A 15,280-nucleotide genomic window follows, 5' to 3' on the forward strand; every position below is an offset into this window, starting at 1 on the left:
TCTCTTATTAAACTTTTAGTCTCGTTTTAGTTAATTTTGTTTAATATACAAAACATTTATACCAAAAGAAAGCTTTATTTGTTCAATGGATTAAATTTTTAAACGATCTCTTACATCATTCTCGAGTGATCTTCTAGATTGCAATAACAAGATCAAGTAAGATAACGACCATAAACCCACGAATTAATCTTAAACAGACCAAGGTAGGATATGGCACAACACACTCGATTTTTATCCTCATTCAGATCGCAACATTCAGATCGTAAAGAGCTTCGTAATTCTCATCATCGATTGAGATTAAGAACTTCACTGAAGCTATTATTGAGTATGACGGTAGGGATCAGTGCGTTACTCTTTGTGCCGGTGACGGCTCAAAATAGGGTAAGTTCGAATTCCACCGCCTCCGCCCAACCCATCCATATTTCGCAACAAGCTCTCGCGCGCGTTGGGGAACAGATCTATCAAAATGAGACTGGGGGAAAGCTAGAAAATCTAGTCTCGTGGAATGTCGGCGAAAATTTCCCATCACTCGGGATTGGCCACTTTATCTGGTATAAAGCGGGGGAACGGGATAAATATGAAGAGACTTTCCCGGCTTTAGTGGCATTTTTACGACAAAGTGGCGTGCCATTACCGGCGATATTACAAAAGTATCCGACAGCCCCTTGGCCTCATCGAGAAGCTTTTAATCAAGCAAAAGCCCGCGGTGAGCTACAAGAATTAACCCAATTTTTGGCCAATACCAAAGATTATCAGGCGCTCTTTATCTTCCAACGATTACAAAATGCCCTCGGTAAAATGAAAGCAGTCTCCCAATATCCTGATTTTATAGAGATTAAATTCTACGAAGTGGCCAATGCCCAAAATGGCCTCTATGCACTCATTGATTATGTTAATTTCAAAGGCGAGGGCATTAATACCAATGAGCGCTATCAAGGGGAAGGCTGGGGCTTAATGCAGGTATTAGAGAATATGGCACTCACTCATAATGGGCAGACTAAAGCAGAGAAAGATCAAGCGATCCTCGCTGATTTTCGCCGTTCAGCTGTACAGGTATTAACGAATCGAGTGAATAACGCAGATCCTACAAAAGGGGAATCTCGCTGGCTTGCCGGCTGGAAAAACCGAATTCAGACTTATCAGCCTTAGAAAGATAATTATATAGCCAATTTGGTTTAAGAAAAATGTTTTTTCAACAGCTATTGTGGGGTTTAAAAAAACATAAAACCGTACTAAACAACACTTGCAAGATGCCGGATAGAACGGCTTCCTTGCCTCGATTGGCTGATGCGCCGGCATTTAAATAATGCTTATTTTGAACCGACATTACCATAATACAAAAGAGCTGAATGATTCAATCGTCATTCAGCTCTCTTTTTATTCAATAGATATTCGATAGAGTATTCTACTGAATATCCGATGTTAGAAATGTCTAATTATCTATTACGCATCCATATTTTCAGCATCTGCACGCATTTGTGCTTGACGCTCTGCATAGACGGCTTCAAAATTGATAGGTGAAAGAATCACTGGCGGGAACCCACCTTTAGAGATGAGATTGTCAAGTGATTGACGCGCATAAGGATAGAGGATATTAGGGCAATAACCACCGCGAATAGCCTGTAGTTGCTCTGCTGGGAAGTTCACTAATTGGAAAAGACCCGCTTGCTCAACTTCGGCGATAAACATAATTTTATCTTCGCTTTTTGCAGTAACGGTGACTTTTAATGCCACCTCGTGAATACCTGGCTCGATTTCACGCTCTTCATTACTCAATTGAATTTGAATTTCTGGTTGCACTTCCATTTTAAAGATTTCAGGTGTGCTAGGAGATTCAAGAGAGACATTTTTAGTATAGATTCTTAAGATATCAAATGATGCTTGGTTCTCTTGGTTTACTTCGTTAGTTTGATTTGTTTCGCTCATGGATTTTAACCCTTTTAACTTAATAAATGAGGATCATCATAGATGATCCTCGTTTTAAAATTGCTTAGTGAGAGTGCATCGACACTCTTATCTATTACGACAATTACTGAGGTAACTTACCTGAAAGGTAATCATCAAGCTCACCTTTCTTCTCAAGCATCATCAGATCATCGCAACCACCGACGTGATAATCGCCGATGAAAATTTGAGGAACAGTATTACGACCAGAACGTTTTTGGCACTCTTCCCAAAGTTTTGGATCGCTATCCACGTCAATTTTGACAGGCTCAACATTGTGACGCGCTAAAACTTCAAATGCACGACGGCAATAACCACAAGTGGTTTTAAAATAGACTTCTACTTTTTTCATTTTCTACTCCTTTAACCTTTAGAAAGAGGTAAATTCGCCTCTTGCCAACCGACAATACCGCCTACAAGCACATTAAGTGCTGCATTCGGATGCAATTTACGTAATTTAATACACGCTTCATTAGCACGTGGATCAGTATCGCTATATACAATAATTTTCTTATCGCCAAATTGCGTTAAACTCTCTAATTGTTTCTCAAGCTCGGCTGTTGGAATGTTAACCGCATTAGGAATATGCAATTTTTTAAAATCCTTTTTCGGGCGAATATCAATAAATACAGCATTATCATCATTATATTCCCTCAAAGCATCGGTAATACTCATACGATACTTTTTACCACGAGCAGCGTTAATCTCATTGGCAATTAAAAGAACGACAACAACAACAAATGCTGCCACAAACATCCAGTTTTGTTGGATAAAAGGCATAATCGAATTCATATACTTACTCTTTATTCTTAATTGTTTTGAATCTTTGAGGTGAAGAGGTTTCACATAACCATCGGTTATCTTACGCTATTTTAGAGTAAAATGATACAGCCAAAGCGCTACCTTATCGCTTCCATTCCCTGATTCGTTATTTTAAATGTATGGCGACAGAGTCGACCCTTTTCAAGTACTAAATAATCTCCTGTTCGATCCCAATCACTTAACACAACACGAATCTGTCCCTTGCGATACCGATGAATACCGGCACGATGAGTATGCCCATGAATAATAGTGGATACCGACTTTTGTGCAAAAAATCGCTCGGTAAAATCTTCATTGACATCAATGATTGCTTTATTAGGCAAATCTCGACTTTTCTGCCGGATCTTATCGGCTAGTCGCAAACGATAAGTTCTTGGTAATCGCCGAAGTAAACCTAAAATCATGGGCTGACGAATCCATCTTTTATAACGTTGATAAGCGAGATCATCAATACAGAGTTCATCCCCGTGAATCAGTAAAATAGGAGAATCAATATCAAGGCAGTCAGCACTTTCTCTTGAATCATCAATATTTTTATCTATATCATCCGATATATCATTAAGATAATTCAGTGATTTCGCTTCACTATCCTTCTCGACTATAAGTCGGTATTCCGTTGGCAGAATCTGAAAGTGAGCTTGTTGAGCATAGCGTTTCCCTAATGCAAAATCTCGATTGCCTGGCAAAAAAAAGATCTCAACACCGGATTTCGCTAACTTTGATAGATACACTGCAACCTTTTCCGTTAAAGGTGTTGCAATATCATCTCCTGCCCAAAAATCAAAAAGATCTCCGAGGATATAGAGACGATCAGCTTTAGGTGCAACCTCTGTCACAAATTGTAAGAAAGCCGTAACGATATCGTTACGACTCTCACTTAAATGAATATCACTGATAAAGAGTGAGATAGGATGATGCGCCGATTGCACGCCGAGATAACTCCTCTCCATATTTCACTCCTCTACTACGATTTAATTGTGATTTTAATGCGATCTGATTACGATCTAATTGAATCACTATTTTATCACGTCATTCCTGTCTAAGAATCAAAGAAATCCATCATCAATCACAAATGACTCTCAACTAATATCGTAGTTTAATTGACTCACTACTCGCCAATCACTTCAACGCGCTCAATGATAATATCTTCAACCGGCACATCTCTATGACCTGCTTTAGATGAAGTTTTCACTTTTGCCATCGCATCGATCACATCCATCCCTTCGGTAACTTTACCAAATACAGCATAGCCCCAACCTTGTGGTGTTTGTGATTTATGATCTAAGAAATCATTATCCACTAAGTTCACAAAAAATTGGCTTGTTGCAGAATGGGGGTCCATCGTTCTTGCCATCGCAACTGAACCTCGGACATTTTTAAGACCATTATCCGCTTCATTTTGAATTGGCTCATGATGACCTTTCGTCTTATTATGCATGCCTGGCTCTAAACCGCCGCCTTGCACCATAAATCCAGGGATAATACGATGAAAAAGCGTTCCTTCAAAATAACCTTCTTTAGCATATTGCACAAAGTTAGCAGCTGTAATTGGCGCTTTCTCATGATCTAAAGTAATGACAAACTCACCCATTGTCGTGTGAAACTTAAGCATAGGAATATCCTTCTATATTAATGTTGATATATTGATATGTCGATATTGACTGTCACATATGAATGTCACATATGAATGTCACAAAACGGTTAAAAGAGAGAGGTTTCACGTGAATCCAAAATCTTTTGAAACCTCTACTCACTAATCACTAAATACTCTACAGTAGAAAGAGTGTCACCTTCAGTATTGAGATAATTATTATTACAATAATTCTGATGATTGCAGTTGATTCCTCGCACTGTAAAAGTATCTTCAAATAGTATTAACCCTCCGGTAATACTTTCTGCAAGTTGTAATCAAATGGTCCTTCATTTTCGATGCGTTTACCCTCTTTATTCGCTGGGAAAAGAATATTCTCTCCCACGAAGAAGCGTAGTTGACCATCTGGCCCGCCATCAGTTCCTTCTAATGTGACAACTTGTCCTTCTTTGTTCCACGTGAAACGACCTGATTCATTAAAGGTTTCATTTTTTCCTTTCACATCTAAGTAGGTCTGTTTCAGATCATAATTTCCATTATAATCTAAGGTTAATTCCACATCGATCCCGCTACAATCTGCGCAAGGATATTGTCCTTTATAAACACCGGCATAATCTAATGAATTTTGTGCGGTATGCTCAGATGAAAACTCAACGCTATTGGCATCAACCTCGGCAGGTGTGATCTCTTTCGCTTTATCATCACCGCAAGCGGCGAGTAATAATGTAGCACTGAGCGCTAAAATTAATTTCTTTTTCATAGTAAACTCCTAGGCTGAATGAACTTGATGAATAAATTCTAAATCAGTGGAAACTTATGGTTTCTCCACAAACTTCATACTTTCAATCACAATCGGTTTAGCGGGGACATCTTGATGCATCGCTTTTGAAGTCGTTTTGACTTTCTCCATCTTGTCGATCACATCCATTCCCTCAACCACTTTTCCGAATACAGTATAACCATACCCATCTTGTCCTGGGTAATCTAAGAACGTATTGTCTTGAGTATTAATGAAGAATTGGCTTGTGGCTGAATTAGGATCCATCGTTCTCGCCATTGCAATTGATCCACGAACATTTTTAAGTCCATTATCGGATTCAATCTTGATCGGTGCGGCTGTTTTCTTCTGCTTCATATCGGCATCAAAACCGCCCCCTTGCACCATAAAACCATCAATCACTCTATGAAAAATTAAGCCATCATAAAAACCATCATCCACATAGTTTTTGAAATTTTCTACGGTTACCGGAGCTTTAGCTTCATCTAATTCAAAGACGACATTGCCAAGGTTTGTATCCATTTCGACATAGAGAGGCGGTGCTTTAACCTCATCAGCGGCCATCGTTACGCCCGTCATTAAACTTGCCATTAAAGCGCCGGCTAACATCAATTTTTTCATTCTCTACTCCTCTATATCATTCAACATTCTTTATGAATATACGTTACGATTATCAACAACAATAACCGCTAACGTTTCTTTACATCATCTCATAATGGGGGTTATTTCTCTAATTTCAACCCACAAAAAAAGTGAGATTCTAAAGAACCTCACCTTTTCAGTATACTTATATAAAAAGTGACTAAGCCACTTCTTTAAGCGCGACTTGAATACTCTCTTGTATCTGTATTGACGATAATTTTCGTACCATTTTCAATATATTCTGGTACAGAAACGGTAATCCCCGTTGAGAGCTTCGCAGGTTTATTGCGTTTTGTTGCACTTGCCCCTTTCATTTCAGGTGCAGTATCGATCACTTCTAACACCACTGTTTGTGGTAGAGAGAGCGCAACTGGTGTTTCATCAATCAGAGAAACATAATATCCTTCAATTCCTTCAATGATAAAACCGGCATCAATACCCACTAATTTCTCGCTAAGATAGTATTGACTATAATCTTCACTATCCATAAAGACATAGCTTTCACCATCTTTATAAGAGAATGTCGCCGCACGCTTACTTAATTGCACATCTTCTAGTTCATCATCCGCACGAAGAGAGAGATCAATTTTGTGACTATCAGGAATCGAGAACATCTGAATTCTAAATGTAGTATTACCACCACGAGCTGTCGGTGCTGACTTTTCCACTTCCCGTACTAAATAGTAGAGATTGTTATGTGCAATCACATCTCCACGACGTACATCATTTGCTTTTTTCATGATTCTCTCCTCTAATTGAATAATTTAAACTACTCGGTACTGCAAAATAGGATGAATCAATATTGAATCATAGATAACCACCCTATTGCAGAATAGATAGCGCTTATCTTATGACTTATGCTCGCGAGGATCAATATCAAAGTAATCTAAACGTTTTTTGAGCGTTGAACGGGTAATCCCTAAAATTTCCGAGGCTTTTGACTGATTACCATCCGTATATTCTAAAACTTTCTCAAAAAGTGGACGTTCTACTTCATTAATCACTAAACGATAGAGATTAGGTGGATATTTACCATCTAATAAATTAGAAATTTCATCTAATGCTTCTTTGACCGATTCACGTAAAGGAATGTGATCTTTAAGACGCTCACGAGAAATCATGTTGTTACTCCTAAAATAATTGTAATTTAATAAGTTAAACTAATAATTTAAACTAATCACTGAAACTAACAATTGAGACTTAAATAACTACTTAAATAAGTACTCAATAATGCGATATTCCATCCATCGACTATTCACCAAAGATTCGAGTCACCCATTCAAGTTGCCTTGAGGGATCTAATTCCCGTAACATAGCGCTACGCCAATCCTCCGCAATAGTGCGATTTTGCAAATACCAAAGTAGGTGCTTCCGCGCAACACGGACGCCCTTTTCAATTCCATAAAATTCATGTAACTCACGAATATGAGTCATTACGACCTCTAACCGCTCTCTATTCGAGGGTTGATATACCTTCCCTTCCACCAATGAACGAAAGAGCCAAGGATTTCCAAGCGCTGCGCGACCAATCATAATGGCATCAACACCGGTGTAGGCCTTTATTTTGATCGCCTTCTCTACCGAATCAATATCCCCATTTGCCATTACTGGGATATTGATCGCAGCTTTTACCTCTGCAATCGTGTCATACTCTGCTTCTCCATTGAAGCGATCTTCCCGAGTACGACCATGAATCGCTAAAGCCTGAATACCAATAGCTTCAGCAAATTTTGCCACTCTTACTGCATTTTTATGCTCTCGACTCCAACCGGTGCGAATTTTCAGTGTCACAGGGACATCTACAGCATTAACTACGGCTTCTAAAATCGCCTGCACTAAAGGTTCATCTTGTAGAAGTGCCGATCCCGCCGCTTTTTTACATACTTTCTTAGCAGGACACCCCATATTAATATCGATAATCTCTGCCCCACATTCCACACTATAACGCGCCACATCAGCCATCATTGCCGGATCGTAACCCACGATCTGAGCACTCACCGGCGAGACTTCTCCTTCATAGGTAAAGCGCAATTGCGACTTCTCTGTCTCCCACAACTCTGCATTGGCATTGACCATTTCACATACGGCAAGCCCGGCACCCATTGAGCGACAAATTTTACGGAAAGGAAGATCCGTTACCCCCGCCATCGGTGCTAACACGTAAGGCGATGATAGTTGATATTGACCGATATTCATTGCTTACTGTTTTTTGATGCCGTAGAGTCGTGTCCAACCATCTAAACTCTTATCTGCCTCAAAGACAAACTGGTCTCGATAGGCCAATTTTACAAATTCCGCATCGTGATCTAAAAGCCCGGCTAAGACTAAATGGCCCCCCGGCTCTACTAGATTTCCGAGAATAGGGGCTAATTCGACTAATGGTCCTGAGAGGATATTAGAGAGCACAACCCGCGCTTTAGGCGGTGAAAAACCTTCAGGTAGTGAGGCAACAATCTCTACATTATTGCGCTCGGCATTCTGCTCTGTCGCGTAAATTGCTTGAGGATCTATATCAGTGCTATAACAAGATTTTGCCCCTAATAATTGACCGGCGATCCCTAAAATCCCTGAACCGCAACCATAATCAATGATGATTTGATCAATAAAGAGAGATTGATTTTCTGAAAGCCACTCAAGACAAAGCGCCGTTGTCGGATGTGTGCCTGTACCAAATGCTAAACCTGGGTCTAAGCGTACGGTGGCAATTTCAGGTTCTGGTGAGGGTAAATGTGTTGGGCAGATCCAAAGATTAGGCCCAAATTTAATAGGCTTATAGTGATCTTGCCACGCTTTCACCCAATCCTTATCTTCTAATTCGTGGGTTTCCACGATCGGTAGATGCGGTTCATCGAGATATTGACTCAAGAAAGCAATAATCCCATCCACATCACAAGGCTCTTCATAGAGCCCTGTCACTAATGTTTCACGCCAAAGCGGTGTTTCGCCAGGAAGCGGTTCAAAAATAGGTTCATCTTCGCCATCTTTCATTGTGACAGCCACTGCGCCTGATTCTACCAAAGCTTCATCTAGTAATTCTGCGGTCAAACGCGAGTCTGCCTTGAGCGTCAATTCAAACCATCTGTTCATAGTTCACACCATCTGTCACAATAATTAAAGGGGAGAATACTAGCTAAGAAATGGCAGATAATCAAGCAAAAGTGATCTTGATCACGCTCTGTCAATTCTTAGCAAGGGATAGATCATATCAAAAATAGCGCATCATTTGCTCATTTTTTTTACGAATTTCAGATAATCATCTGTTTTAAGTGAGAGATTCCTGAGCCGGCTAGATCAAAAAAGAATATTGCAGTGCGACAGATCAATTCAACATATACCATAAGGCGCTATAAGATATTCCCTATTTTGTAATAAAAACGATAAACTAGAACTATTATCTAAAAATATCACTAAAAGAATTATCCCTTTCAGGAGGTTTACCATGAGCGAACAATATGATCTTCGAAAAATTAAATGGCGCTCGCGCCGAGGAATGCGAGAACTTGATGCATTATGCGATCGTTACTTAGAGCAACACTTTGAATCAGCACCCACTGAAGAGAAAGATCTCTATCTATCTCTGCTTGATATGCAAGATCCTGAGCTCTATTCACTCTTAATGCATCGCGCACCCTATCCAACACCAGAAATTGAAGCGCTCGTTAAAAAGATGAATCCCGATATATTAGAAGATTAACCTCAATTCCCTAACCTAAGTTCCGATCAAATTTCAAATTACAAGTTATAGTAATGTCGGTTCAAAATAAGCTTATTTAAATGCTGGCGCATCGACTGTAATAGGTAAGGAAGCCATTCTATCGGGCATCTTGCAAGTGTGGTTTAAAATCATTTTTCTTAAACCAAATTTACTATACAAGAGCAGACTCTCTACTTAGAGAGTATTCAGCAATAACAACAGAGCCCTAAGAAATCCATCTTACTGATCAGATTTCTTAGGGCTTTTAGCATTTAAACATTGCCCCATTCTTATTGCTCTTATTCTCACTCTTACTTTTGAGGAAGATGATTCGTCTACATAGATAATTAATAATAGAGAAAAAGCAAAAAACCCAGTAACTTTCATTACTGGGTTCTTACTGTATGGTGCCGGCACCACGAATCGAACGCGGGACCTACTGATTACAAGTCAGTTGCTCTACCAACTGAGCTACGCCGGCTGAACTACATTTCAGAATTAGGATTATAGAGAGGAGTTTTACTTCTGTCAACAGATGTCTAATCTTTAATCAATATTTTCATTACTTTTCTCTACATCTCGCCGAATTAAGGCATTTTGCACGCTATAAATAGCTCGTTTTTCTTGCTCACAAGCCTCTATAACCATTTGATCTCGTTGATCAAATTTTCCGTTTTTCGCATACTCTTCCAATATATTCTTAATTTCTGGTAAAAAGGTACGATTTTGCAAATGTAAAAAGGCATCTGCCTGAAATTTCCCGATCGATTCCGCAATCCAAGCTTTTGACACAGCATTGAGCGCTTTAATCACAACCGCTGAATACAATCCGGTACTTTTATCTAAATGATACCCCAAATGAATCATCTGATAATGGCAACTACGCCAAAAATCGCGCAGATTTTGCGTTAAACCAAAACTGACCGAGATAAAATCCATAGGTCGATCAATAGGTCGTTGTCGACCTTTGATCGCCTCTTCTAACTGCTTTACCATCGCTTGCCCAATACCTAAACGCCGATAGGATTCGTCAACTGAGATTCGGGAAATTCGAATAGAATGTTGCCTCATTGCTTCTGGGAAATAGCTCTGCCCTGTAAGCATTTGCGCCACAAGGTTCCCTTTAGGCCGGCGATAACCATTAAACACGCCGGCAATTAAATCCTCTGATAATCCCCCTTCTTCTACGCCCCAAATAGCGCCTATCAATCGATGATTCTCCGCCATATCTTCCCCATTTTCAGCTTGAGGTAAATACGCTAGAAGAAAACATTGACCTGGCAGATCAAAAAGGCGACGTAGATCTTGAATATGAGTTTGATAATGGGTGCGATTGAGTAATTGATAGAGCGCACGCATCGCCGGAATATTGCTTCGTAACTCGGCTATATTATGATCATCAAAGTAGCGAAAAATAAGTTTAGGTAAGATATAATCCTTTTCCTCGTTCCCTTTTGAGTAAGTCAAAGAGGCTGTAGAGCGCTCTCCATTTTGCAACATTAAGGCATTAGAGAGTTGCTGTAGGGGATCTTGCGGATCAAATCGATGAATCTGGCTGAGCTGGTAATTTTTATGGATTGTAATCAGATCTGGCAATTTCTGCTGTAAACCTTGTCCTGTCCCTTCGTAATTATCGGTAGAAGAGATTAAGAGGATTTTCTGAAAACGCTGACATAGACGCACCAAATGATTCAACGGCATTTTCCCAGCTTCTTCTACAATCAAGGTTTCAGCATATTGATCAGGTTTCTGTGCAAGAAACAGCGCATCGGGGGCACGAAATTGTAATCCATCAATATGTTGATATTGAGAAATCGCTGATTGATTCGGGGCAGTCACAATATAGTCGCTCACATTATGGGCTACTAACTGGGAGGAGAGCCACGATTTCCCACACCCTCGAGGCGCAAAGAGCGTATAAATACCGGCGGATTGTGCTTGAAAATCGTGGATAATGACCTGCTGTTCAGGGGTTATCTCAATGACTTCTCCACTGTCTAATTCTTTTTCCGTTTGATTGAGGAGATTCAAATGTGGATTTTGTAGATAGTCGGGAATCATCACCCGATGATCTACAAAGCGATACCCGTAATAAGAGAGCTGTTGCTGTAAATAACGATCAAAAAAAGGGGTGGCAATCGCTTCGGAATGAAATCGTAGACTCTCAATCGTTCCAAATGTACCGTTTATCCCCTTATCCCTATTCTTATCCTCTCTGTTGAGTAACAGAATGAGCAATCCCCCTTGCCTAATTGTCGCTGTAATCGCTAAGAAATAATCTAAGGGAAACCCTTGCCTAACATCGAGTAGTACCGCCTCTGTCGTTGCACCTAGATAGTGCCGTGTCGCTCTGAGGGGCTCTATAGTTATCTTCGTCTGTTCATCTGATAGCTGTAGCTGATCTGAAAAGAGGAGCGCTTGTGGGTAGTAGGCTTTAAAGGCGGAGAGTAACGCTGGGAAATCGAGCATTTCAAAACTATCAGCACATTCTATCACCCACAATTGCCGGGATAACGGATGAATATATTGACTCAATGCTTGTTGCCAAAACAGGATCATATTTCTTACGCTCTTCTATTTCATTGCTCTTCTGCTTCATTACCTTATTACCATCATTACCATAAAAGCAATCAAAAAAGATAGAGCTAGGCATCAACAGATAGACATAAAAAAACCTCCCAAAGGGAGGTTTTTTCAATTTGGTGGGTCATGAAAGATTCGAACTTTCGACCAATTGGTTAAAAGCCAACTGCTCTACCACTGAGCTAATGACCCAAATGAAGTGATTATTATAATCTTTTTATTCGATTCGTCAACCCTATTTTTAAAATTATCTTGATTATCTTGAAAACAGATTCAATGATATTGATCGAACTTAATCAGCGAGATAAGAAAAAAGCACCTAATAGGTGCTTTTTTAGTCTGGTGGGTCATGAAAGATTCGAACTTTCGACCAATTGGTTAAAAGCCAACTGCTCTACCACTGAGCTAATGACCCGACAAGGATTGACATTATAGAGAAATTTTCAGAATCGTCAATACTCTTTTTGATTTTTTTCAAAGTAACACCGACTTAAATAACACGCTTTTTAAAATCATTCTTCATTGTCAATTATTTACCTCGGTATTCGAAAGTATTGAGGGTCAGAAAAAATTATTATTTTTTACAAAATCTTCTTAGACAACCTATAGATTCTCTACTATGATCAAAGAAATAGTTAAAATCAGAGCTCAACAATCAATATTTGTATGCCAATGATAAGAAACCGTTATATTCTTACCCACTTAATCGTGACTCAATAAGTGGTGAGCGTTAAACAAAACTCTGATCATACTGATTTTGTAGCCTAAATTTTATTAACTATTGATCTCAAATATTGACCCTCAATCTTCGTGAGTTCATAAACTTTGATTGTCTTTATCTTCACCATAATGTCTTCACTATAAGGATAGTAACAACGTGAAAAACCGTGTATTTGGAAGTACGCTCATCATCGCCGGAACAGCGGTGGGCGCAGGAATGTTGGCCATGCCTCTGACATCGGCACAAATGGGCTTTGGAATGACTTTTGCCCTACTCTTTTTCCTCTGGGTGCTCTTAACCTTTACGGCACTGCTCTATGCCGAAGTGCATCAATATAGTCCTTATGATTACGGCATTGCCGGCATTACAGAGCAGTACTTTGGATTAACGGGTAAATTGATCGTCAACTTTGTTCTACTCTTCTTTATGTATGCCGTATTAACCGCGTATATTACCGGTAGTGGCGATCTACTCTTTAGCTTTATACCTGATTCTTTCAATTTAGCTCCCGAAAAAGCACAGAAAATTGCTTCGCTCTCTTTTGCAATTCTCTTCGGAATCATTGTTACAATCGGTATCGCGTTATCAGATATCACTAATCGCCTCTTTTTTACCTTGAAAGTGATCAGCTTTATCATTCTGCTCTATCTTCTCTTTGGCAAATTTAACGTAACAAATCTGCAATATAAGCCTACGAATAATCTACTCTTCTTCTCGGCACTGCCAATCTTCTTTATGACCTTTGGTTTTCATATCTGTACGCCGACCATTAATGAGTATCTCAAAGGGGATAATCGTAAATTACGAATGGCCTGTTTCTTCGGCTCAACCGGTATTTTTATCATCTACATCATTTGGCAAATGGCAACGCATGGGGTGCTTAAACAATCCGAATTGATTGCAATCCTCAATGAAACGCCGAACCTCAATGGTTTAATTCAAGCCTTTGAAGTGACTACCGGCAGTAAAACTATTAGTGAAATGGTGCGTATCTTCTCGCTTTTTGCCTTAACGACTTCTTATATTGGTGTCTCTTTAGGATTATCGAATGCGGTCAAAGATCTTCTCTCTCACTTTAATATGAGTAAGAATAACACCTTAGTGGGCGCAGTAACCTTTATTCCGCCAATTATTGTGGGCTTTACCTACCCCAATATCTTCTTAAGCGCCTTTAGCTTTGCCGGCGTTATCTTCGCCTTTATCGGCGTTATCTTACCGGTAGCGCTAGTCTACAAAGCACGTAAACGCAATCCACAAGGAAAAGCGGTACGAGGCGGTAATGTAGCGCTTCTTTTAGCGCTTATCTGCGCTGGTGTAATCATTGTTGTAGGTTCATTCCCTGAGCTTTTAAAGCTCCCTAGTGTCGTAGGCTAATTTCGACCATTGACTCTATATAGTAATATCGGTTCAAAATAAGCTCATTGAAATGCCGGCGCATCGGCTGATCGAGGTAAGGAAGCCATTCTATCCGGCATCGTGCAAGTATTATTTAGTACGGTTTGATGTTCTTTTAAAATCCTAGACGAGCTACTTAAAACCTTGCTTAAACCAAATTTACTATACAACAAAAAGGGAAGTTCAATCGAACTTCCCTTTTATAATCATATCCCTACAATCTAATATATCTATCACTTAAATAGCTTAGACCATTTAGATAGACAAACGATATTTTTAGAGTCACATTACAATCATTGCAATAATTACAATAATATTAATGGATCTCTAAATTGACTAATTCCCGTAGTTTTTCTAAATCAAGCAGTTTAATTTGGCGATGGTTTACTTCGATTAAACCCTGATCTTGTAGCTTTTTCAATAATCGACTCACTGTTTCCACCGCTAAGCCTAAATAGCTACCGATATCGGCACGAGACATACTCAATGAAAATTCAGTGGCAGAATAACCACGACGTTTTAAACGCGCAGAAAGACTTAAGAATAACGCAATCAGACGTGCTTTTGCTGGTTGAGAACCAATCATGGTCATCATCTGTTCATCGCACTTAATTTCATGACTCATAATCTTGAGTAATTGCCGAGAGATATTAGGAATCGTCACCGCAATCGTATCAAGCTGAGTATAAGGAATTTCGCAAAGGCTCGTTGTTTCTAAAGTCTTAGCACCACAAGTATGAACACCGGAACTTAAAGCATCTAAACCGATAATTTCCCCAGGAAGATAGAAACTCGTGACATACTCTGTTCCATCATTGGCGACTTTATAGGTCTTTACTGCTCCTGAACGTACGGCATAGAGTGATGTGAAAGGATCACCGGGATAGTAGATATGTTTCCCACGTGATAAAGGTTTACCGCGCTGTACGATCTTTTCTAACTTTACAAACTCATTATTTTCTAAACCAACTGGCAAGCAGAGTTGCTGTAAACTACAGTTCCCACATGCGACTTTAATTTTTTTATGCATGCCTTTTCCCTCAAAACAAGATGCTTTTCTACTGTTTATCGTTCATTGATGCCGAATTCTATCATAGAGCGCGATAAAAT

16 protein-coding genes and 3 tRNA genes are annotated in these 15,280 nt (G+C 39.5%); 3 read left to right on the top strand and 16 right to left on the bottom strand.

Features of this window, described 5'->3' with window-relative positions:
* Positions 1–210: 210 nt before the first annotated feature.
* Positions 211–1,149 carry a hypothetical protein gene (locus DC083_RS09185; protein ID WP_229822542.1) on the top strand — a complete coding sequence of 313 codons (939 nt, stop codon included), beginning with the start codon at positions 211–213 and terminating at the stop codon, positions 1,147–1,149.
* Between the two features lie 294 nt (positions 1,150–1,443).
* On the opposite strand, the gene secB is transcribed toward DC083_RS09185, so the two are convergent.
* The 11 genes from secB to prmA form a co-directional block, all read right to left on the bottom strand.
* Positions 1,444–1,926 carry a protein-export chaperone SecB gene (secB, locus tag DC083_RS09190; RefSeq protein ID WP_026879599.1) on the bottom strand — a complete coding sequence of 161 codons (483 nt, stop codon included), beginning with the start codon at positions 1,924–1,926 and terminating at the stop codon, positions 1,444–1,446.
* A gap of 103 nt (positions 1,927–2,029) precedes the next feature.
* Entirely contained in the window at positions 2,030–2,296 is a 267-nt protein-coding gene (gene grxC / locus DC083_RS09195) for a glutaredoxin 3 (RefSeq protein WP_026879598.1), read from the bottom strand.
* A gap of 11 nt (positions 2,297–2,307) precedes the next feature.
* Complete coding sequence (locus tag DC083_RS09200) at positions 2,308–2,736, bottom strand: rhodanese-like domain-containing protein (RefSeq protein ID WP_109189911.1); 429 nt, start codon at positions 2,734–2,736, stop codon at positions 2,308–2,310.
* Between the two features lie 107 nt (positions 2,737–2,843).
* On the bottom strand, positions 2,844–3,716 hold the full coding sequence (gene lpxH, locus DC083_RS09205) for a UDP-2,3-diacylglucosamine diphosphatase (protein ID WP_109189912.1): 873 nt from the start codon (positions 3,714–3,716) through the stop codon (positions 2,844–2,846).
* Positions 3,717–3,874: 158 nt separating this feature from the next.
* The gene (locus DC083_RS09210) at positions 3,875–4,378 is read right to left on the bottom strand and encodes a peptidylprolyl isomerase (RefSeq protein WP_026879595.1); all 504 of its coding nucleotides are present in this window, start codon (positions 4,376–4,378) and stop codon (positions 3,875–3,877) included.
* Between the two features lie 262 nt (positions 4,379–4,640).
* A complete protein-coding gene (locus DC083_RS09215) occupies positions 4,641–5,117 on the bottom strand; it encodes a copper resistance protein NlpE (RefSeq protein WP_109189913.1) in 477 nt (158 codons plus the stop codon).
* Between the two features lie 54 nt (positions 5,118–5,171).
* Entirely contained in the window at positions 5,172–5,756 is a 585-nt protein-coding gene (locus DC083_RS09220; RefSeq protein ID WP_109189914.1) for a peptidylprolyl isomerase, read from the bottom strand.
* A gap of 194 nt (positions 5,757–5,950) precedes the next feature.
* Positions 5,951–6,517 (bottom strand): elongation factor P-like protein EfpL, encoded by a 567-nt coding sequence (gene efpL / locus DC083_RS09225; RefSeq protein ID WP_109189915.1) that lies wholly within the window; start codon positions 6,515–6,517, stop codon positions 5,951–5,953.
* Between the two features lie 108 nt (positions 6,518–6,625).
* The gene (locus DC083_RS09230) at positions 6,626–6,898 is read right to left on the bottom strand and encodes a helix-turn-helix domain-containing protein (protein WP_026879591.1); all 273 of its coding nucleotides are present in this window, start codon (positions 6,896–6,898) and stop codon (positions 6,626–6,628) included.
* Positions 6,899–7,028: 130 nt separating this feature from the next.
* Complete coding sequence (gene dusB, locus DC083_RS09235) at positions 7,029–7,973, bottom strand: tRNA dihydrouridine synthase DusB (RefSeq protein WP_109189916.1); 945 nt, start codon at positions 7,971–7,973, stop codon at positions 7,029–7,031.
* 3 nt (positions 7,974–7,976) lie between these two features.
* Positions 7,977–8,864: a 50S ribosomal protein L11 methyltransferase gene (prmA, locus tag DC083_RS09240; RefSeq protein WP_109189917.1), complete on the bottom strand. Its 888-nt coding sequence runs from the start codon at positions 8,862–8,864 to the stop codon at positions 7,977–7,979.
* A 352-nt stretch (positions 8,865–9,216) separates the two neighbouring features.
* Between prmA and DC083_RS09245 the strand changes: the two genes are divergently transcribed.
* On the top strand, positions 9,217–9,471 hold the full coding sequence (locus DC083_RS09245) for an FAD assembly factor SdhE (RefSeq protein ID WP_109189918.1): 255 nt from the start codon (positions 9,217–9,219) through the stop codon (positions 9,469–9,471).
* 405 nt (positions 9,472–9,876) lie between these two features.
* Here the strand turns inward: DC083_RS09245 and DC083_RS09250 are convergent.
* The 4 genes from DC083_RS09250 to DC083_RS09265 all read right to left on the bottom strand — a co-directional run bounded on the left by DC083_RS09250 (position 9,877) and on the right by DC083_RS09265 (position 12,469).
* A tRNA-Thr gene (locus tag DC083_RS09250) sits at positions 9,877–9,952 on the bottom strand.
* A gap of 65 nt (positions 9,953–10,017) precedes the next feature.
* Positions 10,018–12,030: a GNAT family N-acetyltransferase gene (locus DC083_RS09255; RefSeq protein WP_109189919.1), complete on the bottom strand. Its 2,013-nt coding sequence runs from the start codon at positions 12,028–12,030 to the stop codon at positions 10,018–10,020.
* A 141-nt stretch (positions 12,031–12,171) separates the two neighbouring features.
* Positions 12,172–12,246, bottom strand: a tRNA-Lys gene (locus DC083_RS09260).
* 148 nt (positions 12,247–12,394) lie between these two features.
* Positions 12,395–12,469, bottom strand: a tRNA-Lys gene (locus DC083_RS09265).
* A 462-nt stretch (positions 12,470–12,931) separates the two neighbouring features.
* Between DC083_RS09265 and DC083_RS09270 the strand changes: the two genes are divergently transcribed.
* Complete coding sequence (locus DC083_RS09270) at positions 12,932–14,149, top strand: aromatic amino acid transport family protein (protein WP_109189920.1); 1,218 nt, start codon at positions 12,932–12,934, stop codon at positions 14,147–14,149.
* Between the two features lie 337 nt (positions 14,150–14,486).
* Here the strand turns inward: DC083_RS09270 and fnr are convergent, their stop codons facing one another.
* A complete protein-coding gene (fnr, locus tag DC083_RS09275; protein WP_109189921.1) occupies positions 14,487–15,200 on the bottom strand; it encodes a fumarate/nitrate reduction transcriptional regulator Fnr in 714 nt (237 codons plus the stop codon).
* Positions 15,201–15,280: the final 80 nt, after the last annotated feature.

Origin of the sequence: Ignatzschineria ureiclastica, assembly GCF_003121845.1 — a bacterium.
Classification (GTDB): domain Bacteria; phylum Pseudomonadota; class Gammaproteobacteria; order Cardiobacteriales; family Wohlfahrtiimonadaceae; genus Ignatzschineria; species Ignatzschineria ureiclastica.